This window comes from Streptomyces sp. NPDC059649 (assembly GCF_042734445.1).
In the GTDB taxonomy this organism is placed as follows: Bacteria; Actinomycetota; Actinomycetes; order Streptomycetales; family Streptomycetaceae; genus Streptomyces.
The window spans coordinates 18,352-44,224 of record NZ_JBHWDV010000013.1 but is presented as its reverse complement, the minus strand read 5'-3'; the positions used below and the strand labels follow the sequence as shown (position 1 = coordinate 44,224).

The 25,873-nt window shown below is 74.6% G+C and carries 20 protein-coding genes; 9 read left to right on the top strand and 11 right to left on the bottom strand.

The genetic code is table 11. The features are described 5' to 3' along the window. Window positions 1-103: 103 nt before the first annotated feature. The 7 genes from ACFV1J_RS16610 to ACFV1J_RS16580 all read left to right on the top strand — a co-directional run bounded on the left by ACFV1J_RS16610 (window position 104) and on the right by ACFV1J_RS16580 (window position 8,446). On the top strand, window positions 104-2,605 hold the full coding sequence (locus ACFV1J_RS16610; RefSeq protein WP_385858629.1) for a SpoIIE family protein phosphatase: 2,502 nt from the start codon (window positions 104-106) through the stop codon (window positions 2,603-2,605). Further along, on the top strand, window positions 2,602-3,696 hold the full coding sequence (locus ACFV1J_RS16605; RefSeq protein WP_385858627.1) for a sugar ABC transporter substrate-binding protein: 1,095 nt from the start codon (window positions 2,602-2,604) through the stop codon (window positions 3,694-3,696). Before ACFV1J_RS16610 ends, ACFV1J_RS16605 begins: the two co-directional genes overlap by 4 nt. Before the next feature lie 11 nt (window positions 3,697-3,707). Beyond that, the gene (locus ACFV1J_RS16600; RefSeq protein WP_385858624.1) at window positions 3,708-4,484 is read left to right on the top strand and encodes an ATP-binding cassette domain-containing protein; all 777 of its coding nucleotides are present in this window, start codon (window positions 3,708-3,710) and stop codon (window positions 4,482-4,484) included. After that, window positions 4,481-5,722: a sugar ABC transporter permease gene (locus ACFV1J_RS16595; RefSeq protein ID WP_385858622.1), complete on the top strand. Its 1,242-nt coding sequence runs from the start codon at window positions 4,481-4,483 to the stop codon at window positions 5,720-5,722. Before ACFV1J_RS16600 ends, ACFV1J_RS16595 begins: the two co-directional genes overlap by 4 nt. Window positions 5,723-5,843: 121 nt before the next feature. Then, window positions 5,844-6,725 carry a universal stress protein gene (locus tag ACFV1J_RS16590; protein WP_385858620.1) on the top strand — a complete coding sequence of 294 codons (882 nt, stop codon included), beginning with the start codon at window positions 5,844-5,846 and terminating at the stop codon, window positions 6,723-6,725. A 32-nt stretch (window positions 6,726-6,757) separates the two neighbouring features. Beyond that, window positions 6,758-7,057 (top strand): DUF1876 domain-containing protein, encoded by a 300-nt coding sequence (locus tag ACFV1J_RS16585; RefSeq protein ID WP_385858618.1) that lies wholly within the window; start codon window positions 6,758-6,760, stop codon window positions 7,055-7,057. A gap of 42 nt (window positions 7,058-7,099) precedes the next feature. Next, window positions 7,100-8,446, top strand: coding sequence for a nicotinate phosphoribosyltransferase (locus ACFV1J_RS16580; protein WP_385858616.1), 1,347 nt, complete (start codon window positions 7,100-7,102; stop codon window positions 8,444-8,446). Between the two features lie 48 nt (window positions 8,447-8,494). Here ACFV1J_RS16580 and ACFV1J_RS16575 read toward each other — a convergent pair whose 3' ends face one another. Continuing rightward, entirely contained in the window at window positions 8,495-9,376 is an 882-nt protein-coding gene (locus tag ACFV1J_RS16575) for a universal stress protein (RefSeq protein WP_385858614.1), read from the bottom strand. Between the two features lie 180 nt (window positions 9,377-9,556). Here ACFV1J_RS16575 and ACFV1J_RS16570 point away from each other — a divergent pair, with 180 nt between their 5' ends. Continuing rightward, window positions 9,557-10,318, top strand: coding sequence for an HAD family hydrolase (locus ACFV1J_RS16570; protein WP_385858612.1), 762 nt, complete (start codon window positions 9,557-9,559; stop codon window positions 10,316-10,318). Further along, complete coding sequence (locus tag ACFV1J_RS16565; RefSeq protein ID WP_385858610.1) at window positions 10,318-12,720, top strand: glycoside hydrolase family 65 protein; 2,403 nt, start codon at window positions 10,318-10,320, stop codon at window positions 12,718-12,720. The genes ACFV1J_RS16570 and ACFV1J_RS16565 overlap by 1 nt, the downstream gene beginning before the upstream one ends. A gap of 22 nt (window positions 12,721-12,742) precedes the next feature. Here the strand turns inward: ACFV1J_RS16565 and ACFV1J_RS16560 are convergent, their stop codons facing one another. From ACFV1J_RS16560 to ACFV1J_RS16515, 10 genes are read right to left on the bottom strand one after another with little or no spacing between them, the layout of a single operon-like run. Continuing rightward, window positions 12,743-14,296 carry an AMP-binding protein gene (locus ACFV1J_RS16560; protein WP_385858608.1) on the bottom strand — a complete coding sequence of 518 codons (1,554 nt, stop codon included), beginning with the start codon at window positions 14,294-14,296 and terminating at the stop codon, window positions 12,743-12,745. Continuing rightward, window positions 14,293-14,937 (bottom strand): 4'-phosphopantetheinyl transferase family protein, encoded by a 645-nt coding sequence (locus ACFV1J_RS16555; RefSeq protein WP_385858606.1) that lies wholly within the window; start codon window positions 14,935-14,937, stop codon window positions 14,293-14,295. The genes ACFV1J_RS16560 and ACFV1J_RS16555 overlap by 4 nt, the downstream gene beginning before the upstream one ends. Window positions 14,938-14,969: 32 nt before the next feature. Continuing rightward, window positions 14,970-16,076, bottom strand: a complete 1,107-nt coding sequence (locus ACFV1J_RS16550) for an acyl-CoA dehydrogenase family protein (protein WP_385858604.1) — start codon at window positions 16,074-16,076, stop codon at window positions 14,970-14,972. Continuing rightward, window positions 16,069-17,250: an acyl-CoA dehydrogenase family protein gene (locus ACFV1J_RS16545; RefSeq protein ID WP_385858602.1), complete on the bottom strand. Its 1,182-nt coding sequence runs from the start codon at window positions 17,248-17,250 to the stop codon at window positions 16,069-16,071. The genes ACFV1J_RS16550 and ACFV1J_RS16545 overlap by 8 nt, the downstream gene beginning before the upstream one ends. Beyond that, window positions 17,247-17,525 carry an acyl carrier protein gene (locus ACFV1J_RS16540; protein ID WP_385858600.1) on the bottom strand — a complete coding sequence of 93 codons (279 nt, stop codon included), beginning with the start codon at window positions 17,523-17,525 and terminating at the stop codon, window positions 17,247-17,249. Before ACFV1J_RS16540 ends, ACFV1J_RS16545 begins: the two co-directional genes overlap by 4 nt. A 21-nt stretch (window positions 17,526-17,546) precedes the next feature. After that, complete coding sequence (locus tag ACFV1J_RS16535) at window positions 17,547-18,704, bottom strand: hypothetical protein (protein WP_385858598.1); 1,158 nt, start codon at window positions 18,702-18,704, stop codon at window positions 17,547-17,549. 32 nt (window positions 18,705-18,736) lie between these two features. Further along, window positions 18,737-20,008 carry a pyridoxal phosphate-dependent aminotransferase gene (locus ACFV1J_RS16530; RefSeq protein WP_385858596.1) on the bottom strand — a complete coding sequence of 424 codons (1,272 nt, stop codon included), beginning with the start codon at window positions 20,006-20,008 and terminating at the stop codon, window positions 18,737-18,739. Next, window positions 20,005-21,393 (bottom strand): KamA family radical SAM protein, encoded by a 1,389-nt coding sequence (locus ACFV1J_RS16525; protein ID WP_385858594.1) that lies wholly within the window; start codon window positions 21,391-21,393, stop codon window positions 20,005-20,007. Before ACFV1J_RS16525 ends, ACFV1J_RS16530 begins: the two co-directional genes overlap by 4 nt. Further along, on the bottom strand, window positions 21,393-23,204 hold the full coding sequence (locus ACFV1J_RS16520; protein WP_385858592.1) for a carbamoyltransferase C-terminal domain-containing protein: 1,812 nt from the start codon (window positions 23,202-23,204) through the stop codon (window positions 21,393-21,395). Before ACFV1J_RS16520 ends, ACFV1J_RS16525 begins: the two co-directional genes overlap by 1 nt. Next, window positions 23,201-25,669, bottom strand: coding sequence for an ATP-grasp domain-containing protein (locus ACFV1J_RS16515; protein WP_385858590.1), 2,469 nt, complete (start codon window positions 25,667-25,669; stop codon window positions 23,201-23,203). The genes ACFV1J_RS16520 and ACFV1J_RS16515 overlap by 4 nt, the downstream gene beginning before the upstream one ends. Between the last annotated feature and the right edge of the window lie 204 nt (window positions 25,670-25,873).

The following is a 25,873-nucleotide window of genomic DNA, read 5'->3' as shown; positions in this document are numbered from 1 at the left end:
TCGGTCACCCACCGTGTTCCGGTGCGGCGGGCGCACGCCGACTGGCTCCGGCCTTGCCGGATGCCGCACCATGGAGACAGAGCGGTAAATTACGGCATATCCGATGAAATGGCGGCGGGGTGGAGCCCTGGCCCCGAGGGCGGATACGGCAACCGTGGCGTACGACAACGGCTTCCCTCCGCGTACGGAGGCGGTGCAGGCAGTGACCACGCGGGTCCTCGGGTCGTCCGGGGCCGAGCTGACCGCCGTCTATGTCCCGGCCGAAGGGGACGGCGAACTCCATCTGGCCGAGATGGTGGGTGGCTCCGGCGTCCGCATCGGACTGCCCGCCAGCTACGACGTGTCCGGCAACTCCCCGGTCGCCACGGCCTTCCGCACCGGCCGCCCGCAGTGGGTGGGCGCCGCCGACCTCGCCGAGCACGGCGAGGTCTCGCTCGGCGTGCTGCCGCTGGGCGACGACAACAAGCGGCTGGGCTGCCTGGTGGTCGTGGACCAAGCAGCGCGCGCCTTCGACGAGGACCGGCGGCACCTCCTGGAGCTGCATGCCGACCAGGTGGCCGCGGGCCTGGAGGCGGTGGCCGCCCGGGTCATGGCGCGCACCGAGCGGCAATCCTTGCTCGGCCCCGGCCTCGGCACCCTGCGGGGCGGCGCGTTCACGCTGGTGCTGCGCACCGGCCGGATCGACGCGGACCCCCTGGTGCTGGAGCTGTTCGGGATCCCGCAGCAGGAGTTCGACCGGCGGGTCGAGACACTGCTGGAGCGGACCGCGCCGGATGACGTGCCGGCGCTGATGTCGATCGTGGAACCGGGCGGCCTGCCCGTCTCCGGACAGCAGCTGTCCTTCCGGATCCGCCGGCCCAACGGCGAGCTGCGCTGGCTGAGTCTGCGCTGCCGGGTGCGGTACGACGCCGAGGGGGTGCCGGAGCGGATGCTCGGGGTGGTCGCCGACGCCTCGTACCTGCGGCCCAGCGCCGACGAGGTGTCCGTCGTCCAGCGGCTGTCGACCGCGCTGGCCGGTGCGACCACCATCCGGGAGGTCAGCCGCGCGGTGGTCGACGTGCTGCGTCCGCCGCTGGCCGCCAGCCGGATCGGGGTCGCCGAGCTGGAGGCCGACCGGCTCGTGGTCACCGTCCTCGATCCCCCCGAACCGGAGTCCTGGCCGGTGTCCTGGCAGCGCGAATGGCGCTCCGAGTGGCCCGATGCCTCGTGTCACGCCCTGCCCACGCTGGAGGGCGTCCTGCGGGGCGGCCATGTGGCGCTGTGGCCCCCGGGTGCGGAGCTGGAGCCGGGGCTCGCGGACCTCGGGCCGGGCGGGCTGGCCATCCTGCCGCTGCCGGCCGAGGGCCGGGTGGTGGGCGTGTGCCTGCTCGGCTGGGACACCGAGCACCGGTTCGGGCCGGAGGAACGGTCGCTGCTGACCGCGACCGCGGGGCTGGTCGGCCAGGCCCTGGTCCGCGCGCACGCGCTGGACGCCGGCCATGAGCTCGCCACCATGCTCCAGCGCAGTCTGCTGCCCCGCACCCTGCCGTCGCTGGCCGGCGCGGACACCGCGGTCCGCTATCTGCCGGCCACCATGGGCCTGGAGGTGGGCGGTGACTGGTACGACGTCATCCCGCTCTCCGACGGGCATGTGGCGCTGGTGATCGGGGACGTCGAAGGGCACAGCGCGGGCGCCGCGACGATCATGGGCCAGATGCGCACCGCGATCCGGGCGTACGCGGTGGAGGGCCATCCGCCCGACGTGGTGATCGCGCACGCCAACCGGCTGCTGCTCGGCATGGAGACCGATCTCTTCGCCACCTGCGCCTACGTGGACCTCGACATGGAGGAGGGCATCGCCTGGTTCGTACGGGCCGGGCATCTGCCGCCGGTGCTGCGCCACCCCGACGGCCGTACCGAGGAGCTGACCATCGTGGGCGGGCCGCCGCTGGGGGTCGCCGCGGAGGGCGAGTTCCCGCTGACCGAGGTCGGGCTGACGCCCGGCACGCTGCTGGTGCTGCTCACCGACGGCCTGGCCGAATCGGCCAGCCTCCCCCTGGAGGACGGGATGCGCCGGGTCTGCGAGGTGCTCGCCGCGGCCGATCCGGCCGACACCGGGCGGGTCGCCGACGAACTGCTGGGCAGTGCCAAGCGGCGGGACGACGACGTGGCGGTGCTGGTGCTGCGCTACGACGGCATGCGGGTCCGCCCGACGCGGGCTCACTGGGCGGTGTGGCGGCTGCCCGACGCGGTGATGCACGCCCGTCGTTTCACCGGTCGCACACTGCGCACGTGGGGCGTGACCGAGGAGCTGGACGTGGCGCTGCTGGTGGTGTCCGAGCTGGTCACCAACGCCATCGCGCACACCCAGGGCGAGGTGCGGCTGGATCTGACGCTGGCCGCCGACCGGCTGCGGATCGCGGTCAACGACGCCTCGCCGCGGGCGCCGGTCAAGCCGGCGAGCGTGGACTGGGAGGCGACCGGCGGCCGCGGGCTGCTGCTCGTCGAGGCGATGTCGGTGTCGTGGGGCTCGGTGCCGCTGAGCGGCGGCAAGCAGGTCTGGAGCGAGATCGGCCTGCAGCCGGGCGAGCGGCTCGGGGCCGGGGAAGGGGGTGCGGAACGGTGACCGGGCGTCTGCGCAGGGCCGTCGTCGCGCTGGCCGCGCTGGGGCTGCTGGCCGGCCCGGCGGCCTGCGGCGAGGCCGGTGGCGGGCACCGGCCGGCCGCCTCCCCCGGCGCCCTGCGGATCGGGGTGCTCCTGCCGGACAGCACCTCGCGCTTCTACCGCTTCGACCGGCCGCTGATCGAGCGGAAGATCCACCAGGTGTGCCCCGGGTGCACGGTGGAGACCGTCAGCGCCCAGCACGACGTCGCCACCCAGCAGCAGCAGATGGCCGCGATGATCACCAAGCGGTCCGATGTGCTGATCCTCGACGCCACCGACTCCCGGTCGCTGCGCTCCTCCGTCGAGGACGCCCACCGGGCCGGCATCCCGGTCGTCGCCTACGACCGGCTGGCGGAGGGCCCGATCTCGGCGTACGTCTCGTTCGACGGGGCGAAGGTCGGCCGGCTGCAGGGCGAGGCGCTGCTGCGGGCGCTCGGCCCCGACGCGCACCGCGCGCAGATCGTGATGATGAACGGCGCGGCGACCGACCCCAACTCCGCCTGGTTCAAACGCGGTGCGCTGTCCGTCCTCCAGGGCAAGGTGCGGATCGGGAAGGCGTACGACACGGCCGGCTGGCGTCCGGAGGCCGCCAACGGCAACATGACCGCCGCCATCTCGGCGCTCGGCGCCGACCACATCGACGGGGTGTACTCCGCCAACGACGGCATGGCCTCCGGCATCGTCGCCGCGCTGAAGGCCGCCAAGATCTCGCCGCTGCCGCCGATCACCGGTCAGGACGCCGAACTCACCGCCGTCCAGCGCATCGTCCAGGGCGAGCAGATCATGACGGTGCTCAAGCCCTTCAAGCCCGAGGCCGACACCGCGGCCGTGATGGCGATCGCCCTGGGGCGCGGTGAGCGGCTCGGCCGGCTGGCCCCTCACCGGATCGACAGTCCGACCCTGCACGACATCCCGGCCGTCCTGCTGACACCCATCGAGGTGACGAGGGCGAACATCAAGGACACCGTGGTCAAGGACGGTATGTACACCATCGACCAGATCTGCACCCCCAAGTACGCCTCCGCCTGCCGGAAGGCGGGCCTCACCAGCTAAGGCAGGTACCCATGTCAGCACCTCCGCTGCTGGCGCTGCGCGGCATCTTCAAGCGGTACGGCGCGGTGCAGGCCCTCGCGGACGTCGAGCTGGAGGTCCGCGCCGGTCAGGTCGTGGCGCTCGTCGGGGACAACGGGGCCGGCAAGTCCACCCTGATCAAGGTGATCGCCGGGGTCGATCCGGCGGACGAGGGCGTCATCGAGTGGCAGGGCCGGCCGGTGCAGATCACCCGGCCGCACGAGGCCCAGGACCTGGGGATCGCCACCGTCTACCAGGACCTCGCGCTGTGCGACAACCTCGACGTGGTCGGCAACCTCTTCCTCGGCCGGGAACTGCGCCGGGCCGGGCTGCTGGACGAGGTGGAGATGGAGCGGGTCACGCTCGGTCTGCTCGACACCCTGGCCATCCGGCTACCCAGCGTACGGCTGCCGGTGGCCTCGCTGTCCGGCGGCCAGCGGCAGACCGTCGCGATCTCCCGCTCGATGCTCGGCGAACCGCGGCTGGTGCTGCTGGACGAGCCGACCGCGTCGCTGGGCATCGAGCAGACCGCCCAGGTCCTCAACCTCGTCGAGCAGTTGCGGGAACGCGGCCTCGGGGTGCTGCTGATCAGCCACAACATGGGCGACGTCAAGGCGGTCGCGGACTGGATCGCGGTGCTCCGGCTGGGCCGCAACAACGGCTTCTTCGACGTGATGACCACCTCCCACGAACAGATCATCTCCTCCATCACCGGGGCCACCGACAACGCGGTGTCCCGCCGCGCGGCGCACGGGGAGATGGAGCGATGACCCGGCAGCGGGAGGGCGCGGACACGGTGCGCGGTACCCGGCCGGCGCCGGGGCGGGCCGGCCGGAACCCGCTCGCGGCCCTCAAGCGCCGGTTCCACAGCGGGGAGTTGGGCTCGGTCCCGGTCGTGCTCGGACTGCTCGTGGTGTGGATCATCTTCGAGAGCCTCAACGAGAACTTCCTCTCGCCGCGGAACCTGTCCAACCTGAGCGTGGACATCGTCGGCATCGGCATGATCTCGACCGGGGTGGTGTTCGTGCTGCTGCTCGGCGAGATCGATCTGTCGGTCGGCTCGGTGAGCGGTCTGGCCGCGGCCGGGTTCGCGGTGCTCAACGTCAACCAGGGTGTCCCGGAGGGGCTGGCGCTGGTCCTGGCCGTCCTCGCCGGCACCGTGATCGGGGCCGTGCAGGGGTTCTTCTTCGCGAAGGTCGGGGTGCCCGCGTTCGTGGTCACCCTCGCCGGACTGCTGGGCTGGAACGGGCTGATGCTCTACATCCTGGGCTCCGCCGGCACCGTCAACCTCGACGACCAGGGCCTGCTCGCCCAGCTGACCGGCTACTACTTCACCCCGGTGGTGGCCGCGTACGGGCTGGCGGCGGTCGGGACGGCCGGCTACTTCCTCGCCTCCTACCAGGACGTGCGGCGCCGCCGGGCCGCCGGGGTGCCGGCCAGACCGCTCGGCGAGATCGTGCTGCGCACCGGGGTGCTGGCGGTCGTCTCGCTGGCCGCGGCGTTCGTGCTCAACCAGTTCCAGGGCCTGCCGCTGGCCCTGCTGATCTTCCTGGTGTTCCTGGTCGGCCTGGACCAGGTGCTGCGCCGGACACCGTACGGGCGCATGATCTTCGCGCTCGGCGGCAGTGTGGAGGCCGCCCGGCGGACCGGCATCAACGTGGACCTGGTGCGGATCTCGGTGTTCATGGTGTCGGGGACGATGGCCGCGATCGGCGGGCTGTTCCTGGCCTCCCGGGTCACCTCGGCCACCCAGACGGCGGGGTCCGGCAATCTGCTGATGGACGCGATCGCCGCCGCGGTCATCGGCGGGACCAGCCTGTTCGGCGGCCGCGGGCGGACCTGGTCCGCGCTGCTGGGCGTCCTGGTCATCCAGTCGATCGCCTCCGGCGTGGCCCTGATGGGCATCCAGACCGCCGTCCAGTTCATGATCACCGGCGGGGTGCTGCTGGTCGCCGTGGTCATCGACTCGCTCTCCCGGCGGGCCCGGCGGGCGCACGGCCGGGTGTGAGGCGTCCGCCCCGTACGACGGCCGGCGGCCGTTTCGCTGCCGGTGCCGGACCGGACCGCGCCGCGCACCCTGGAGGTGTGGCTGCGCACACCGCCGGCCCCCGAAGGAGAGGAGCGAGGCGATGCAGGAGACCCTCACCGCAGGCGTGGACGGTACGCCGGAGTCGTCGGCCGCCGTCCTGTGGGCGGCCCAGGAGGCACAGCTGCGCAAGGCCCGGCTGCGGCTGCTGCACGCCTGGGTGATGCTCGCCCCGGAACCGGCCGGGCCGCCCGGCGAGGAGAGCGACCAGAACTACTGGCCGCACCGGATGATGGACGAGGTGACCGCCACCGTCCGGGCCCACTACCCGGACGTCCCGCTGGAACGGGAGCTGGTGCCCAAGGACCCCCTGGAGGCCCTGGAGGACGCCGCCGGCCGGTCGGACCTGCTGGTCCTGGGCACCCGCGACCTGGGCCCGGTGTCGCGGTACGTCCTCGGCGAACTCGGCCTCCAGCTCGTCGCCCGCACCACCACCCCCACCGTGCTGGTCCGTACCCGGCAGGAGGAGGCGGTGGCCGGCCGCGGCGGTGACGTGGTGGTCGGGGTCGGCCTGCACGAACCGCACGAGCCCCAGCTCGCCTTCGCCTTCGACTGCGCCCTGCGGCACGGCGTCACCCTGCGCGTCGTGCACGGCCGGCACCTGCCGTCGTTCGCCTACAACCGCGGCGGCGGGGTGGAGCCGTACGCGGCCGAGGAGGCGGCCGCGGTGGCCCGCCAGGACCTGACCCGGGCGCTGCGCCCCTGGCGGGAGAAGTACCCGGACGTGACGGTGGACGCGCGGGTGGAGCTGGAGAGCCCGGCGCCGGCGCTGCTGCGCGACACCACGGACGCCGGGCTGCTGGTCGTCGGCCGCCGCCACCGCCATCTGCGGCCCGCGCCGCGGATCGGCCATGTCGTGCAGGCGGTCGTCCATCACGCCCCGTGCCCGGTGGCGGTGGTGCCGTACGAGGGGAAGGGCGGATGATGACGACAGGGGCACCGAAGCGGAGGTGAACCATGGCGATCAGCGTCGAATGGCCGGTCCGGCTGCGGCTCGTCGAGGAGAGCGGCACGACCACGGCCCGCGTGGAACTCCGTACCCGGGCCGCGACCTTCACCGGGCACGGCACGGCGCGGCGCAGCCCGGAGGACCGGGACGTGCCGGAGATCGGTGAGGAGATCGCGGCCGGGCGGGCGCTGCGGGACCTGGCCGGGCAGCTGCTGCGGGTGGCGGACGACGACCTGGAGGACGCCGGCGCCGCACCGCCCCGGCACGAGACCCGCACCGCCTACGGCTGGACCGACGCACTGGCCTGAGCCGCGGTGGCGGTCCGTGCCCGGTCCTGGAAGGAGCCGGCCATGTCGGATGCCACGCTCACCGACCTCTACGAGGTCACCATGGCCCTGTCGTACGTCCGCGAGGGCATGGTGCGGCCGGCGACCTTCAGCTGTTTCGTCCGGGAACTGCCGCCGGAGCGGGGCTTCCTGGTCGCGGCGGGCGTGGAGACCGTGCTGACGCATCTGGAGGGGTTCCGGGTCGGTCAGGAGGACGTCGAGGTGTTCGCCGAGGCGCTGCAGCGGCCGGCGGAGGACCTGGCCCCGCTGCTCGGCATGCGCTTCACGGGCGAGGTGCGGGCGGTGCCCGAGGGGCATGTGGTGCTGGCCGGCGAACCACTGCTGGAGATCACCGCGCCGCTTCCGCAGGCCCAGCTGCTGGAGACGTACGTCCTCAACCAGCTCAGCCATCAGACCGCCCTGGCGTCCAAGTGCGCCCGCTGTGTGCTGGCCGCGCACGGGCGGCCGGTGGTGGACTTCTCGCTGCGGCGCACCCACGGCACCGAGGTGGCCCACACCGTCGCCCGGCTGGGCGCCATGGCCGGTTTCGCCGGCACCAGCAACGTCGCCGCCGCGCACGCCGAGGACCTGCCCGCGGTCGGCACGATGGCGCACTCGTACGTGGAGGCGTTCGAGAACGAGGAGGCGGCCTTCACCGCGTTCGCGCGCTGCCATCCCGGGCCGGTGACCTTCCTGGTCGACACCTACGACACGGTGTCCGGAGTCGCCGCGGCGGCCCGGGTGCTGAACGGGATGGAGCGCGGGGACGGTTCCGCGATCCGGCTGGACAGCGGGGACCTTGCCCGGCTCTCCCGGCAGGCCCGGGCGATGCTCGACAACGCCGGCCTGCCGCAGGTCCGCATCGTCGCCAGCGGCGGCCTCGACGAGTTCGCGGTGCACGACCTCATCACCGCGGGAGCGCCGATCGACATGTTCGCGGTGGGCACCCGGGTGGGGGTGAGCGCCGATGCGCCTTATCTGGACTCGGCGTACAAGCTCGTGGCGTACGACGGCCGGCCGGTGATGAAGCTGTCGGCGGCGAAGGTGAGCGCCCCGGGCCGCAAACAGGTGTTCCGCCGGCCCGGCTTCCTGGACGTGATCGGGCTGGCCGACGAGCCGCCGCCGGCGGACAGCCTGCCGCTGCTGGCGACGCTGATGCGGGCCGGCGAGTGCTACGGGCCGCGGGACCGGCTGGCGGACTGCCGGCGGCGGCTGGCCGCTGACCTGGCCGGGCTGCCCGGGCCGGCCCGGCGGATCCGCTCGCCGCAGCCGGTGCGGGCGGTGGTGTCGCACCGGCTGGCCGTGCTGACCGAGCAGGTCCGGCGGCGGACCGAGCGCGAGACGCTGGCGCCGTTCGGGGCGGGCGCCTGACGGTCCGGGGCGAGGTGCCGGGCCGGGGACGCCGGCCGCGGGGCGCCGTCAGGCCCGTTCCGGGACGACCGCGACGGGGCAGTCGGAGTGGCACAGCGCGGTGTGGGCGACCCGGCCGAGCGGCAGCCCGAAGTGCCCGTGGCGGTGCCCCGCGCCGACGACGAGGAGGTCGGCCGCGGCGGCGCGGTGCACCAGCACCTTGTGCGCCGGGCCCTCGACGGTGGTGCGGCGCACCGTGACCGCCGGATGCTCGGCGGCCACCTCCGCCAGCGCCGCGTCGAGCTGCTCGGCGGCCTGCTTGTCGTGGTAGCTCTGCGCCTGGGCGGCGAGCAGCGGCGGGTCGTCGCTGCGTTCGTGCGCGGGGCAGCGCCAGGCGCGGACGGCCTTGAGCAGACAGCCGCGGGCCTCGGCCTCCCGGAAGGCGAACCGCACCGCCTCCGCGCTCTTCTCCGGCTCGCCCACCCCGAGCAGGACGCTCCGGTGACTGCCCGCCAGCCCGGCCCGGTCGCCGCGCACCACGATCACCGGGCACCGCGCCCGGGACGCGACCGCCACCCCGACGGAGCCCAGCAGCCGGCCGAGCACCTCGCCGCGCCCGCGTGAGCCCAGGACCAGCGCGTACGCGTAGTGGGCCTCCCGCAGCAGGGCGTCGACCGCCTCGTCGGGCAGCACCTCGGCGGAGACCTCGACGTCCGCGTTGCGGCAGCGGGCGCGTTCCGCGGCGGCTCCGGCGACGGCCTCGGCGAGCACCTGTTCACCGGGCGGTTCCCCGGCGTCCGGGCCGGATTCCGGGGGCTCGTAGCGCTCCCAGGTGGAGGCGTGCACGATCCGCAGCGGCAGCCCGTGCAGGGCCGCCTCGTCCATCGCCCAGTCCAGGGCCCGCAGGGCGGGGTCCGAACCGTCGACACCCACGACCAAGGGCCGTTCCATGGCCGCCACCGCCCTTCTTCACGGTCGTCCGGCTCCCGGTGCGCCCTCCCATCGTCACCCCGCGTACGGGCGGCCGCCACGTCCGGACGCGCCCGCGGCTGCCGGGCGTGGTGCCATGGAAGGACACCGATGCCCGGACCCGAGGGAACCGACGACGGACAGCGACGAACGGATGTCACGATGACCGGTGCACCGTTGCTCGCCCCGGCCCTGCGCTCGCTGCGGGCCGTGGTCCTCGACACCGACGGAGTGATCATCGACTCCGCCCGGCTGCACGCCGCGGCCTGGAAGGACGCCTTCGACCCGTTCCTGGAGGCCACCGGCGGCCAGCGCCCGTTCGACCTCGTGGAGGACTACCTGCGGCACGTCGACGGCCGGTCCCGGCTGGACGGGGCGACCGCCTTCCTGGCGTCCCGGGGCCTGGACCTGCCGCCCGGCGACCCGGACGACGCCCCCGGCACCGACACCGTCCGGGCGCTGGCCGCCCGCAAGGAGCAGCTCTTCACCGCCGGCCTGCGGACCCACACCATCGAGGCCTGGCCCGGCACCGTGCGCCTGCTGGACGCCCTGCGGCGGGCCCGGGTCCCGTGCGCGGCGGTCTCGGCGTCCCGGCACGCGACCGAGCTGCTGTCCGCGGCCGGGGTGCTGGCGCTGTTCCAGACCGTGGTGGACGGCAACGAGGTGCGCCGGCTGGACCTGCCCGGCAAACCGGACCCGGCGCTGTTCGTCGAGGCGGCCCGGCGCCTGGACGTGCCGCCCCGGGACACCGCCGTGGTGGAGGACGCGCTGGCCGGTGTCGAGGCGGGCCGGCGCGGCGGGTTCGGGCTGGTGGTGGGCGTGGACCGGACCGGCGGCCGGATCAGCGCGGCGGCCCTGCGCCGGCACGGCGCCGACGTGGTCGTGGCCGACCCCGGCGAGCTGCTGGTGGCCGGGGAGGACTGATGGCGCGCCCCTGGACCTGGTCGTACGAGGGCTATGACCCGGCGGGCGAGCGGCTGCGGGAGACGCTGTGCGCGCTGGGCAACGGCTACTTCGTCACCCGTGGCGCGGCGTGCGAGGTGCTGGGCGACCCGGTGCACTATCCGGGGACGTACGTGGCCGGCTGCTACAACCGGCTCACCTCCACCGTGGCGGGCCGGTCCGTGGACAACGAGGACATGGTCAACCTGCCCAACTGGCTTCCGCTGCGCTACCGGATGTGCCCCGCCGACGCCGCTCCCGGCCCCTGGCTCTCGCCCGACCATCCCCAGCTGACCGAGCACCGGCAGCTGCTGGACCTGCGCAGCGGCACCCTGACCCGCTCCTCGGCGTACACCGACGAGGCGGGGCGGCGGCTGGGTGTGGAGGAGCGCCGCCTGGTGCACATGGGCGAGCCGCATCTGGCCGCGCAGCGCCTGTCGTTCACGGCCGACGGATGGGCCGGCACGGTCGAGGTGGAGGCGGCGATCGACGGCGGGGTCCGCAATGCCGGTGTGGCGCGCTACCGGGGGCTGGCCGACCAGCATCTGCGCGGCTGGGAGGCGGGCTCCGAGCGGCCCGACACCATGTGGCTGACCTGCCGCACCACCGACTCGGACATCCTGGTCGCCCTGGCGGCACGGCTGCGGGCCACCCCGGCCCGGGGCGTGACGCACCAGACCCGGCTCACGGTACTGCGGGCCTTCCAGACCGTGGTGCTGCCGCTCGCCCCCGGCGGCACCGCGGTCGTCGACAAGACGGTGGCGCTCTACACCTCCCGCGACCCGGCGATCGAGAGCCCCCGGCGGGCGGCGGTCGAGTGCGTGATCCAGGCGCCGCACTTCCGCCGGCTGGTGGCCTCCCACCGCCGCGCCTGGGCGGACCTGTGGCGGCAGGCGAAGCTGGAGGTGCCCGGGGACGCCGGCCAGATCCTGCGGCTGCACCTGTTCCACGTGCTGCAGACCCTGTCGCCGCACACCGCCGAACTCGACGTGGGGGTGCCGGCCCGCGGTCTGCACGGCGAGTCGTACCGGGGGCACGTCTTCTGGGACGAGCTGTTCGTGCTGCCGTTTCTGAACCTGCATCTGCCGCAGGTCTCGCGGGCGTTGCTGGAGTACCGCTACCGGCGGCTGCCGGCCGCCCTCCACGCGGCGCGGGAGGCCGGCCGGGCCGGGGCGATGTACCCGTGGCAGAGCGCCGGGGACGGCCGGGAGGAGACCCAGCAGCTGCACCTCAACCCGCGCTCGGGCCGCTGGCTGCCCGACTACTCGCGCCTCCAGCACCACGTCGGCTCGGCCATCGCGTACAACATCTGGCAGTACGGGCAGGCCAGCGGTGACAGCGACTTCCTGCAGGCCAAGGGCGCGGAGATGCTGCTGCAGATCGCCCGTTTCTGGGCCTCGGCGACGTCCTGGGACGCCGGGCTGGGCCGGTACCGGATCCGCGGGGTGGTCGGTCCCGACGAGTACCACGACGGCTATCCGGGAGCGGCGCAGCCGGGCGTGGACGACAACGCGTACACCAATGTGACCGCGGCCTGGGTGCTGATGCGGGCCCTGGAGCTGTGCGACACGCTCGCCGAGGCGCACCGCCGGCAGCTCTTCGAACGGATCCAGCTCACCCCGGACGAGCCGGAGCGCTGGGCGGACATCGCGCACCGGCTGCACGTACCGCACCACCGCGGCGTGATCAGCCAGTTCGCCGGGTACGGGGACCTCGCCGAACTGGACTGGGAGGGCTACCGGCGGCGCTACGGCGACATCCGCCGGCTGGACCGGATCCTGGAGGCGGAGGGCGACACCGTCAACCGCTACCAGGCGTCCAAACAGGCCGATGTGCTGATGCTCGGCTACCTCTTCTCCCCGTCCGAACTCGCCGCCGTTTTCCATCTGTTGGGCTATCCGCTCGACGAGGACACCTGGCACGCCACCGTGGACTACTACCTGAGCCGGACCAGCCACGGCTCCACGCTCAGCGCGCTGGTCCATGCCTGGGTGCTGGCCCGGGTGCAGCGGCCGGACGCCTGGGCGTACTGCGAGGAGGCGCTGACCGGGGACGTGGCCGACGTCCAGGGCGGTACGACCGCGGAGGGCATCCACCTGGGCGCGATGGCCGGCAGCCTGGACCTGGTGCAGCGCGGCCTGACCGGGCTGGAGACCCGGGAGGAGGCCCTCTGGCTCGACCCGGCCCCGCTCCCGCAGCTGTCGAAGTTCGCGGTGCGCATCCGCTACCGCCGGCACTGGGACGTCGATCTGCGGATCCGCGCCGAGCAAGTGGGCATCGCCGTACCGGAGTCGGACCTGCCGCCGGTCCGGGTCCGGCTGCGCGACCGGTCCTTCGTCATCAGTCCCGGCACGGCCCGCCGCCTCGACCTGCCCGGTCCCTGAGGGGCCGGCTGAGGTGCCCTTGTCACGAGGGGCGGTCCGCCGCCCCGGGGAGCAGCGTGTCGAGCGCGGCGCGGTCGGTCTTGCCGTTGGCGTTGAGCGGGAGGGCGTCGAGGACGGTGAGGGTGGCCGGGACCATGTAGGCGGGGAGCCGGTCGCGCAGGGCCGTGCGGAGGACGTCCGGGGTGGTGGCCGGGGTGCCGGTGTAGGCGGCGGTGAGTTCCACGCCACCGGGGGTGGTCCGGGGCAGCACGGCGGCGTCCCTGACCCCGGGCAGGGCGCGCAACGCCGCCTCGACCTCGCCGAGTTCGACGCGGTAGCCGTGCACCTGCACCTGCTGGTCGCCGCGGCCGAGGTGGACCAGCGGCCGGTCGTCGTCACCGGCCGCGGCGGCGTCCAGCGGGGTGACGCGGTCGCCGGTGCGGTACCAGTGGTCGTCGGTCAGGGGGGTGGCCGGGTCGTACGGGGAGCCGTCGGGGGCGAGGAAGCGGCCGGCGTTGTGCGCCGGGTCGAGGTAGCCGGGGAAGCGCTGTGCGCCGCGTACGCACAACTCGCCTTCGTGGTCGTGGAGTTGGAGGCCGGGGTAGAGGGCGCCGATGGGGACGGTGCCGTTGGCCGGGGTCGGCCAGTCGGCGGGGTCGGGCGGCAGGCGGTAGGCGGTGCAGGTGACGGTCAGTTCGGTCGGGCCGTAGGCGTTCTCCAGCCGGCTGTGCGGCGCGGCGCGGTGCCAGGCCGCGGCCTGCTGGAGGGTCAGCGGCTCGCCGCAGAACATGCTGTGCCGCAGCGTCGGCATGCTGTCCGGTTTCAGGGCGCGGAACCGCTGGGCGAGGGAGATCACCGACGGTACGGAGTTCCAGTGGGTCAGGGCGCGCCGGCCCACGAAGCGGACCGGGGCGAGCAGGTCCTCGCGGGACGGGACGACGAGGGTGGCGCCGCTGCCCCAGGTGGTGAACATGTCGTGCACGGACGGGTCGAAGGTCAGGTCGAAGGTCTGCGAGCAGCGGGCGCCGGGGCCGGCGGCGGCGCGCGGGACGGCATGGGTGAGGTAGGCACAGACGTTGCGGTGCCGGATGGGTACGCCTTTGGGGACGCCGGTGGAGCCGGAGGTGAAGAGGAGGTAGGCGAGGTCGTCGGGGCGGGCGGCGGGCAGGGCGGGGAGGGATGTGGCGGGGAGGCGCGAAAGGTCCGGGTCGGTGCGGGTGAGCAGGGGCACGTCGGGGGGTGTGGGCCGGGCGGCGGTGCCGTCGGACAGGACGGCGTCGAGCCGGGCGGCGCGGACGATCCGGGCGTTGCGCCCGTCCGGGAAGGCCGGGCCGAGCGGCACGACCGTGGCGCCGAGGCGCAGTACGGCGAGGTATCCGGCGTAGGCGACGGCGGTGCGGCCGGCCAGCAGGCCGACCCGGCGGGGCGGTGTCCCGTCCAGCCGGTCGAGCAGCCCGGCCGCCAGGGCGTCGGCGCGGGCGGCGAGTTGGGCGTAGGTCAACGCGGTGTCGCCGGTCTCCAGCGCGGGCCGGTCCGGGTGGGCGGCGGCCGCGGCCGCGAACCAGTCGTACAGGGTGTGCGGTGCGGGGATGCTCACCGTTCGCCTTTCGAAGGGGTGGGGTGGGGCGCGGCCGGGGGCCCGGGTGCGCCTGCGGTCCTGGCGAACGCGCAGCTCAGCGGGGTGGTGGAGTGGTCGCGCAGGCTCAGCCAGTGGTGGTCGCGCCAGCGGCCGGAGCGGGCGCCGGGCGGGACGTCGATGGTCCAGGGCCGCCCGGCGAGCCCCAGGCCGGCGGCCTTGACGCAGGCTTCCTGGGCGGTCCACACCCAGGCGACCTCCTCGGCGGCCGCGGCCGGCGGCAGGGCGGTGACCCGCCCGGCGTGCGCACCGAGCAGCCGCCGGGCGAAGGAGGCGCTGACGGCGGGCTCCGGGTGCTGGACGTCCACGCCGAGGGCGCGCCCCCGCGCCACCCCGGCGGCGAGCACGCCCCGGCTGTGGGAGACGCTGATGCCGATGCCGGGATGCCCGCGCAGCCAGGGCTTGCCCCGCCGGTCGGGCACGATCTCCGCACGGGCCGGCTCCGCACCGGCCGGGCCGGGCCGTACGGTGGCCAGCAGGTGCCGCACCAGGCCGCGTCCGGCGAGGAATTCGCGGGCCCGCCATGCGGGCAGGGCGGCCGCCCGGCGCCGGTCGTCCGGGTGGGTGCTGGGGGCGGTGCGGTCCGCCGTCGCGGTGGTCACCCACACCCCTTCGGCCACCTCGATCGGTGCCGTCACGGCAGGGTGCCCGGCCGTTCGAGGGCGGCCAGCACGTCCTCGGCGGCGTCCGCGAGGGTGCCGAGGACGACCTCGTTGGCGCCGCCGCCGATCCCGAACAGCGCGGCCTGGGCGCGGAGTTCCTGGATCCCCCCGGTGGTGAAGCCGGCCGCGCCCCACAGCTGGGCGCAGTCGGCGAGGACGTGCGGGACGGTGGTGCCCGCGGCCGCCTTGAGCGTGGCGGCCGCGGTGGTGTCGTGGTGCAGCGCCACCCGGTCGGCCAACTCGCCGGTGAGCGCGTGCAGTGCGCGTACCCGCAGCAGGCTCGCCGCGAACCGCTGCCGGACCGCGTCCAGGTCCCACAGGGTGCCGTCCCCGTGCGGGCGGCCGGTGAGATGGCGGTGGGTGTCCGCCAGCACCCGGCGGCACAGTGCCACGCCCCACTGGGCGCCGGCCAGCCGTTCGGTGCCGATGTGGCGGGCGAAGAGCGGCAGTCCGAAGCCGACCCGGCCGAGGACGTGGTCCCGGCCGAGCCGTACCCCGTCGAAGGTGACATGGCCGGTGCCGGAGTCGGCGAACAGGGCGGAGTCGGCGGGGCGCGTGGTGACGCCCGGTGCGTCGGCCGGCACCAGGACCCAGGTGAAGTGGGTGAAGTGCGGTCCGGGGCGGTGCCGGGCGAGGACGACGAAGTGGGTGGCGGTGGTGGTGTTGGCGATCCAGTTCTTCTCACCGGTCAGGACGACGGCGTCGTCCTCGATCCGCAGTTCCGTGCGGAGGGCGGTGAGGTCGGTGCCGGCGGTGACGTCGGTGGCGGCGAGCGCGGCGGTGGCCCGTCCGGCGAGCGCCTCGTCCAGCGCCTGCCGGGCCACCGGCGCCCGGCCGGTGGCGAGCACGGGCAGTGCGGTGGCCAGCTGGACGCTGACCGACAGGGTGGCGGCGACGGAGAAGCGGGCGTCGACGGCGGTGAGCAGGTCGGCGAGGCCGGCCGGGTCGATGCCGGTGCCGGGCTGCCGGTCGCGGTAGGCGCTGCCGGTCAGGCCGGCGGCGCCGAGTGCGGCCCAGACCTGGGCGCCGGGCGCGGTGCGGGGCAGTGCGTCGAGCGGGGCGTGGCGGGGGTCAGGCAAAGCTCACCGCCTGGTCGCGCAGCGCCAGCCGGCCGTCGGCGAGGTGCAGCCGGTCGTTGCTGTAGTTGAGCGGCGCGGACCGCAGGTCGCGCAGGGCCTGTTCGAGCCGGGTGGGTGAGTCCTTGAGGTAGCCGTGGCGCAGTCCGAGCGCGGTGATCAGGTCGTCGACGGCCGCCAGGCACTCCTCGGAGGCGGTGATCTTCAGCGCGTTGAGCTGGAGCTGACGGGCCGGGACGGACAGGTCCTCGCCGGATTCGACGGTGTGCAGGGTTTGTTGCAGCAGGGCGTGCACGGTGTCCAGGCGCTGCCGGGAGCGGGCGATCCGGGTGAGGAGGAGCTCGGAGGTGAGGTCGAAGCGGGCCCGGCCGGCGGGGCTGCGCAGCAGTCGCAGCACGCGGGAGAGTGCCCCGGCGGCGGTGCCGAGCCAGACCGCCGACCAGCCCAGGTGGGCCAGCGGCCCGAAGACCGTGGTGGCGATCCGGTGGAACTCCCCGGTTTCGCCGACGACCTGGTGGCCGGGGAGGCGTCCGGTCAGGGTGAGCGCGGCGCTGTGGCTGGCGCGCATGCCCATCGGCTGCCAGTCGCCGGAGGCGGTGAGGTCGAGCTGGTCGCGATGGGCGTAGACCAGCGTCACCTCGTGGGCGGTGGCATCCGCCCCGGGGCTGCGCATGGTGATCAGGAAGCCGTCCGCATGGGCGCCACCGGTGACGATGGGCGCGAACCGCTCCACCGTCAACTCACCGTTCTTGTCGATCAGTTGGGCCTGGGCGCTGAGCAGATGACCGCCCTTGCCGGCCTCCGTGGTGACGGAGGCCAGATAGCACTCCCCCGCCGCGATCCGCGGCAGGAGTTCCTTGCGCAGCCGCTCGTTGCCGTAACGGACCAGGGCCGCCGCCTGCTGGCAGTGCATCGCGAAGATCATGCCGACGGACATATCGCTGCGCCCGAGGGTCCGGGCGGCGGCCACCAGGTCCCGTGCGGTGCCGCCGAGTCCGCCGTGGGCGACGGGGACCAGCAGTCCGAGCAGGCCGGTGCGGCGCAGTGCGTCCAGTGCGGCCACCGGGAATTCCGCGGTGCGGTCGGTGCGGGCCAGGTGTTCCTCGGTGGCCTCGGTGACGGTGGCCAGGCGGTCGGTCAGGTCGAGCGGGGGGCGGGTGGCGGGCTCGGTGGTCATGCGGTCTCCCGGCCGGCCGTGGCGTCGCCGGCGCCCTCCGGCAGCTGTGCGGCGATCACGTTCCAGAGGCTGCCGGCGGTGGCGAAGGTGGTGTCGTTGAGTTCCTCGTCCGGCAGTGAGATGCCGAAGGTGTCCTCGACGGCGAACAGCAGCTCGATGGCCTGCATGGAGTCGACGCCGAGGGTGCGCAGGTCGGTGTCGGGGGTGAGGGTGGTCCCGGCGCCGCCGGCGGGCTTGAGGAAGGGCTGCAGCAGAGCGGTGAAGCGGGCGTCCATGGTGTCTCTTCCGTGGTGCGGTCAGCGGGCGATGCGGCACAGGTCGTCGACCCGGCGGAGGTTTTCCGGTACCAGCGCGTCGGCGTCGAACTCCCGGCCCAGTGCGGTCTCCAGCCGCTCGATGATCTCGATCAGCCGGAAGGAGCTGAAGGAGGGGAAGGAGTCGAAGGGGGCGCCGCCGAGGAGACCGGCCACGTCCACGCCGAGCACCTCCGCGGCCACGGCGGCCACCCGGTCGCGGAGCGCGTCGTCGGCGGGCGGGGCGGCCGCCGGGGCCGGATTGCCGGGCGGGGGGCCGAAGACGGTGATGTCGGCACGGAGCACCTCCCGCAGGCGGTCCACGATGCCGGGTGGTTCGGCGCGGCCGCGGGACAGCCGGCGGTGGGCGAGGTAGGTCTGCTCGACGACCTTGTCCCAGGCCCGCAGGTGCGCGGCCTCGGCCTCCCGGCGTGCCTCGTCGGCGTGGTCGGCGAAGCGCGCGCGGTAGGTGGCGTGCAGGGTACGGGAGCGGGCCAGCAGCCAGGTCTCGACGGTGAGTTGGTCGATCGCCCGGGCGCGGTCCGGGCAGGCGTCGTAGGCGTCGAGGTAGGCGGCGACCGCGCTCTCGTCGACGGACAGCAGCGGGGGCGGTCCGGCGTCCGGCCGGGCGGTGTCCGGTGCCACCTCGACGACCTCGGCGGACTCGATGCCGGCCAGCTCGTCGTCGGTGAGCACCCAGGTGCCGGGGGCGGCGGTGCCCCAGGGGGTCTCGCTGCGGTAGGCGTCGGTGACGTGCCAGCCGCCGGGCCCGGCGGCGAGCAGGAAGCTGTGTTCCATATGGGCCTGCCCGCGGTACGGCAGCCAGGGCAGGTGGAAGGAGTCGGCGACGACGTAGCGGGCGGCGCCGGCCCGGCGGAGCGCCGCGAACATGGCGGTGCGGGCCAGCCGCTCCCGCCGGACGACGCGGAGCCCCAACAGGCGGGCAGCCAGCCGGAGTTGGTCGGTGAGCGGCGGATCGACGGTCGGCAGTCCGTCGGGACGCTCCCAGGACCGGAAGCCCAGGGGTGCGCCGAGCCGGAGATGGGCTCCGGGACCGTGGTGGTGGTCCGCGAGGACCGCCAGGTTGACCTGGATGCAGTCGAGCAGACCGCTGTGGACGGAACCGAACGCGAACTGCTCCGGTTCCCCTGCGACGGCCATGGCCGGTGTCCTTCCGTGCGGGGTGGTGGGGCTCATGCCGCTCCCGTCAGCCGGGCGAGGCCCTCGGCGATCCGGGTGAGTTCGGCGGCGATGTGCGGCAGGCGGGTGGGGTCGTCGGCGCCCAGCGCCTCGTACTGCTGCTCTTCGTCGCCGTAGAGCAGGCTGGTGGCGGCCTTGAAGCGCAAGCCCTGCGGGTCGTCGCCGAGGAGGTGTCCGGCGAGGACGACGAGGCCGCTGTCGTCGAGGAGGCGGGCGGCGAGCGAGGCGGAGTCGGTGATGCCGCGGGCGGCCAGCCGGTCGCGCAGCAGCCCGAGGTCCGGGTAGACGTAGAAGCCGCCGGTGGGCGGGCGGCAGTCGGCGCCCGCCTCGACCGCGGTCCGGTGCACGGCCCGGGCCACCGCGCCGTGCAGCCGGGCGCTCGCCCGCATCCGGGCGGTGACCTCGGGCGGTTCGGCGTAGGCGTACTCGGCGACCTGCTGCATCGGCCCGGCCAGGGTGGACCAGATCTCGCTGGCCGCGGCGACCGTGGCGTCCCGGAGCCGGGTGCCGGTGTCGCCGGCGGGGAAGCGGGCGACCCCGATCCGCCAGCCGCCGAGGCCGAGGGTCTTGGACAGTCCGCTGGTGACGACGGTGCGTTCCGGGGCGACTTCCGCGGGGCTGAGGTAGGGGGTGGTGTCGGGGTCGTGGACGATGTCGCGGTAGATCTCGTCGGAGAGGATCAGCAGGTCCTCGGCGCGGGCGAGCGCGCACAGGTCGCGGATCAGCGCGGGCGGGGCCACGGTTCCGGTGGGGTTGTCGGGGAGGGTGAGGACCAGCAGCCGGGGGTCGGCGCCGGCCGCCCGGGCCCGGTGCAGGGTCTCGCGCAGCGCGTCGGGCGCGGGGACGCCGCCGCACTCGGCGGGGACGGGCACGCCGAAGACCTTCTTGCCGGCGTACCGGGCCTGCGGGGCGTAGCTGTTCCAGGCGGGCCGGGGCAGCAACAGGTCACCGGGGACGACCAGTTGGAGCGCCATCAGCAGCGGTTTGCTACCGGGGGCGACCATCACCCGGTCCGGTTCGGTGGGCAGCCGGCGGCGGCTGAAGTAGCCGGCCACCGCGCGGCGTACGCTCTCGGCGCCGGCCACCGGGCCGTACGCGGAGCGGGTCGCGCCGGCCGCCAGCTGCGCGGCGAGCTGGGGCAGGACCGGCAGCCGGGCCTCGCCGAACGCCAGGTGGACCAGCGAGGCCCCTTCGGCGCGGCGCCGGTCGACGAGCTGGTTGAGTGCCAGGTTCGGGGAGGGCGGGGCGACGGTGACGGCGGTCATGCGGGGTTCCTCTCCACGCGGCCGGTGCGGTGGGCCGCGCCGGGGCCGGCCGGTGCGGGTGCGGGTGCGGTCGGGGCGCTGCCGCGCAGGGCGGCGGCGAGGTCGGCCGGGGTGGCGGGGTCGGGTTCGAGCTGGTCGAGCCAGGCGGCGTCGGCGGACCAGCGGGCCCGGAACGGCCGGCCGACCAGGCCGGGGTCGCGGGCCTGCAGCATCCGCAGCCGGAAGTACGCCCCCTCGGGGGTCTCCTCGACGCCGTCCACCACGACCTTTCCGGGGGTGGCGGACATCACCGGGCCGCGCACGGTGCGGGCCAGGCCGGGCAGCGTGCGGTAGGCGTCGGTGAAGATCGAGACGGCCCTGGCCAGCGGCACCTTGAAGTAGTCGTGGGGGCCGGTGTCGCGCTCGACGAACAGGTAGTAGGGCACCGCCCCGGCCGCGAGTTCGGCCCGCCACAGCTCGCTCCAGACCCGGGCGTCGTCGTTGACGTGGGCGATCAGCGGTGCCTGGCAGTAGATCACCGCGCCGGTCGCGCGGATCCGGGCCAGCGCCGTGCGGGCGAGGTCGGTGGCCAGCTCCCGCGGGTGGCTGAAGTGGGCCATCACCGCGAGCTGCCGTCCGGAGGCGATCACCCGCTCGAACAGCCGCAGGGCGTCGTCGGCGTCCGGGTCGGTGACGAAGCGCTGTGGCCAGTAGGCGACGGACTTGGTGCCGATCCGGATCGTACGGACCGTGTCGACGCCGAGCAGCGGCTCCAGGTGGCCGCGCAGCCGCTCGGTGGACATCACCATCGGGTCGCCGCCGGTGACGAGGACGTCGTGGACCTCGGGGTGGTCCGCGAGATAGCGGATCAGTCCGCCCGGGTCGGGGGCGGCGAACTTCAGGTCGGCGTCGCCGATGAACTGGGCCCAGCGGAAGCAGTAGGTGCAGTAGGCGTGGCAGGTCTGGCCCTGGCCGGGGAAGTAGAGCACCGTCTCGCGGTATTTGTGCTGCAGTCCGGGGAGGTGGACGCCGTCCTGGGTGGGCACGTTGAGCTGCTGCTGGCCGGAGGGGTGCGGGTTGAGCCGGCGGCGGATCTCCTGGACGGCCTCGCGCAACAGTGGCTTGTCGGCGGGGTCGGCGGAGAGCTTGGCCAGCTGGTCCTCGTCGGCGGCGGCGAGCATGCCGCGCTGCGGGAAGGTGAGTTGGAACATCGGGTCGTCGGGAACCCGGTCCCAGTCGATGAGTTCGGAGAGCACGTACTCGTTGACGCGGAACGGCAGCACCAGCGACACCCGGCGCACGGTGTCCCGGATGTCGTCGGGCAGTCGGTGGCGGCGGGCGATGTCGTCGATGTGGCGGGGGCCGAACGCCCGGAAGCGGGCGGTTTCCGGCAGGCCGGCCGGCATCAGCTCGCACCTCCGGTCCGGTGCGGTGTGCGGTAGAGGTCGTCGCCGAGGACCAGGAAGTCCAGGTCCATGGCGCGGAAGGCGCGCAGCGCGTCGGCTGCGGTGTTGACGATGGGCTCGCCCTTGTCGTTGAAGGAGGTGTTGAGCAGGACCGGGGGCGCGCCGTGCCGCTCCAGGGCGTCCAGGGCGGCGCCGACCGCGGGGGCCTCGTCGCCGTGCAGGACCTGCGGCCGGGTGGTGCCGTCGACGTGGACGACGCCGGGGGCGACCTGCCGGCCGAGCGCGGTGGCCTTGGCGGCGCCGAGCATGTAGAGGCTCAAGTACTCCTGTTGCTCCCAGAGTTGGGCGCCGTAGCCGGGCCGGGTGACACCGGCGAAGGGCCGCCACTGCTCGCGGTTCTTGAGGGTGTTGACCCGGGTGTTGACGTCCGCGGTGTAGGGCACGGCGATGATCGAGCGCCGGCACAGCGCCCGCGGCCCCACCTCGGCCCGCCCCTGCGCGACCGCCCCGACCTGCCCGTCCAGCAGCAACCCGGTCAGCACGTCGATGTCCAGATCGGCCCGCACCAGCCCCGAGAGATCCAGCTCCCCCGCCCCGGCCCCACGCCGACCCGGCCCCGAAAGGCCACCCGCCCCGGGAACACCACCCGCCCCCGGCACACCACCCGATCCGGGAACACCGGCCGTCCCCGGACCACCGGCTCCCGGAATACCCGCTCCCTCCCCGCCGTTGAGGCGATCAGGGGCCCACACATCACTCCCCAGATAGGGACTCAACGCCGCCACCCTCCTCCTGGGCGGTCGCACCGTCCACGCCGCCCCGAGGGCGACCCCCGCGTCATGCGGTACGGGCGGTACGTACAGCGGGCCGGGCAGGGTGCCGTTGGTGCTGCAGTTGAGGGCGACGCCGCCGCTGAGGCACAGCTCCTCGACGCCGGCCGCCTTACGGGTCAGCGCGGCGAGATGGGTCACGGTCTGTTCGATGAGGCGCTGGGCGGTGTAGGCGACGAGGACGGCGTTCGGGTCGTCGGTGAGCCGTTCCTCGGGTACGCGGGGACCGTCCGCCCCGGCGATCTTGGTGTAGCGCTCCCGCCAGCGGCCGACGGTGTCGTCGTACTGCGCCTTGATCTCGTCGGCGGTGGCCCTCCCCCGGCTCTCCGCGAGCGGTTCGACGGCCAGGCCGAAGTCGTCGGCCGTGAGGTCCACCAGCGGCTCGACCTCCAGCCGGGCGGCGCGGCCGTAAGCGGCCAGGCCCATGGTCTTGCCGGCGTTGAGGAAGGAGAAGCCGAGCCAGGTGGAGGCGGCGTCGTAGGCGTAACCGAGCGAGGCGGTGCGCTGCCAGCTGCGTTCCTGGCGGGGTTCGGCGCCGTCCTCGAACGTCCAGATCGTGGAGGACTCGTTCTCGCCGTGGCCGTCGATGACCAGCACCCCGGCCTTGGGGAACGGCGAGGCGTAGAAGGCGGAGGCGGCGTGCGCCTGGTGGTGGGGGACGCGGACGACCTCGGGCGGGCGGTTGCCGAAGTCCAGCCCGACGGCGTAGGCGAGGAAGTCGGCGTCGTTCGCGAAGCGCCGTGGGTAGAGCTGTTCGCTGTCCCAGCCGAGGGCGACCACGTCGATGTCGGCGGCGGTGATGCCGGCCTGTGCCAGGCAGAAGCGGGCGGCGCCGAGCGGCTTGCGGTAGAGGGAGTGGCGGTGGCGGTTGACGCGCTCCTCTTCGGTGAAGGCGATGATCTCGCCGTCCCCGTTGACGAGGCAGGCGGCGCTGTCGTGCCAGCCGGTGGGCGGTGCGTTGACACCGAGGATCCAGGTCATGGGCGGTTGTCCTTGGTCGGGTCGGACGGTCGGGGAAGCGGGGTGAGGCAGTGGCGTACGGCGTGCCGGGCGGCGGCGAGCGCGGTGGCGCACTCCTCGGCGGTGTCGCCGACGGCGATGAGGGCGGCGAGCCGCGGGACGATGCCGTGGGGCGGCAGCCGCAGTGTGGCGCCGGGCGCGGCGAGCGGGACGGCCCGGACGATGCCGGGCAGGGTCGCCGCGGTGGTGAGGTCGAGGGAGCGGACGGTGCCGTCCTGCTCGGGGTAGACGAAGCTCACCTCGGCGCAGCGGTCGTGGCTCGGGGTGAGCTCCGGGTCCCGGCCGAGTGCGAGGTCGGCGGCGGCCGCGACCGGGTCGACGCCGGTGGCGAGGGTGCCGAGGAGCGGGATGAAGTCGCCGCCGAGCCGGCCGTTGACCTCGACGACGCGGGGTCCGGTCGGGGTGAGGCGGAGTTCGGTGTGGGTCAGGCCGGTGCGGATGCCGAGGGCGGTGTGTGCGTCGGCGACGACGGAGCGCACCTCGTCGGCCCACGGCTCGTGCCGCCAGGGGGCGACGAGGTGCCCGATCTCCTCGAAGTACGGGGCGAAGCCGAGGCGTTTGCGGGCCACGCCCACGATCCGGGTGGTGCCGTCGGCCACCGCGCAGTCCACACTGATCTCGGGTCCGGTGAGGTATTCCTCGACGATCACGCCGGCGGTCGCGGGGATCCCGGGGAAGGCGGCGGTGTGTGCCTGGTCGAAGGCGCGCCGGACCTGGCCGGGGTCGCCGGCGAGGGTGACGCCGATACTGCCGGCCAGGGCCCGGGGTTTGACCACGACCGGGCGGCCGAGTTCCGCGGCGGCGGCGAGCGCCTGGTCGCGGGTGTGGACCTCGCGGAAGCGTGCGGAGGGCACTCCGGCGGCGGCGAGCAGCCGGCGGGTGGCGAGTTTGTCGCGGCAGCGGCGGGCGGCCTCGGGGCTCATATGCGCAAGGCCCAGCCGGCGGGCGGCCTCGGCGGTGGTCTCCAGCAGGGTCTCGTCCCAGGTGAGGACGGCCCCGGGGCCGGGGTGGCCGGCGAGCAGTGCGGCGATCGCGCGGGTGGTGGCGGTGGCGTCGGAGGTGTCCGCGGTGCGGAACCGGTCGGCGATGTGCCGGCGTTGCCAGTCCGGTGCGGTGCGCTGGACGAGGGCGGTGGTCACCCGGCCGGCGACGGATTCCAGGGCGTAGGCCCGGTAGGGCGGGTTGCCGCAGCCGACGAGGACGAGCCGGGCGGGTGCCGCGGGGTCGACGGGGGTGCAGTCGAGCCGGGCGGTGCGCAGGGTGCGGTGCAGGGCGGCGGTCACCTCCGCGCTGCTGCGGCCGCGGAACCGGAACCGGGCCCCGGCGTGTTCGTAGCCGCCGCCCCGCATCAACGACCCCGATTCCGGGAGGACTTGATGGTAGGGCCCGTCGTCACCGAGGTGTCCGGTGGCCTCGCGCACCCGGCAGGGGGCCGGGACGGAGGGCGGGACGAGCAGCCAGCCGGCCACCTCGGCGGGTGCGGTGACCGCGGCGGGGGTCGGGTCGGGGGCGCCGGTCTGGTGGGCGAAGGCCGCGGCCATCAGGTCGATGCCGTGCACCTCGCGCCAGACGAAGGGCACTTCGGCGCCGCCCGGGCGGGCGCCGATCTCCAGCACGGTCAGTTCGCCGCGGTCGCTCTCGAAGAGTTCGAGGTGGAAGACGGACGGGCCGGGGAGCAGGGCCTCGGTGGTGGCGGCGGTGATCTCACCGATGCGGCCGAGGAGTTCGGGGTCGTCGATCTCCACCGAGCCGAGCGCGGCGCCGGCGGTGAACTCCAGGCAGCTGTGCAGGTAGCGGGCGGCCCGCCAGGGGCCCAGGGCGTCGCCGGTGTGCACGCCGTCGACGTGCAGGACCCGGTCGGGCCGCCACTGCTGGACGAGCATGCCGGTCTCGGGCGGGAAGGTGTAACGCCCGAGGTCGTCCGGGGTGTCGAGGCGGGTGATGCCGGCGCTGGCGGTGCCGCGCCGCGGTTTGAGCAGGACCGGCCAGCCGTGCCGGGCGGCGAAGGCGGCCACCGCGTCGGGGCCGGTGGCCGCGGCGGTGGGCGGTACGGCGATGCCGGCGGCTTGGAGTCGCCGGGCCATCAGCAGTTTGTCGCGCAGCGGCAGCAGGTCCTCGGCGCGCTGTCCGGGCAGGCCGAAGGCGTCGCGCAGGTCGGCGGCGAGGTCGAGGTCGGTCTCCTGGAGGGCGACGATCCGGGTGGGCGGGCCGAGCCGCTCGACCAGGGCGTCGAGGGCGGCGCGGACCTCCTTGACGTCCTCGGTGCTCGCCACGAGCCGTACGGCGGCGGCCTGTTCGACGGGGAGGTGGCGGGCGGCCCGTTCGGTGGTGAGGTAGCTGACGCGGTGGACGGAGTGGTCGAGGTAGGCGGCGTAGTCGGCGTAGCGGTCGGTCCAGCGGTGCAGGACCAGGACGTGTTCGGGCACGGGCGGCCTCCTGGGGGCAGGAACGAGCACGGTGGGGTGGGGCGGGGGCGACGGGGGCCGGCCGGTGGTGCGGTCGCGCGGCATCGGCGGCGCGCGGTGGGGTCCGGCGTTGCGGCGTGACCGAGCGCGCGGCGTGGGTCCGGCGGGGGCGGCGGGCGGAATCGGCCGGGCCTCGGCGGGTGGCCGGGGCCGGTGTGGCGGGCG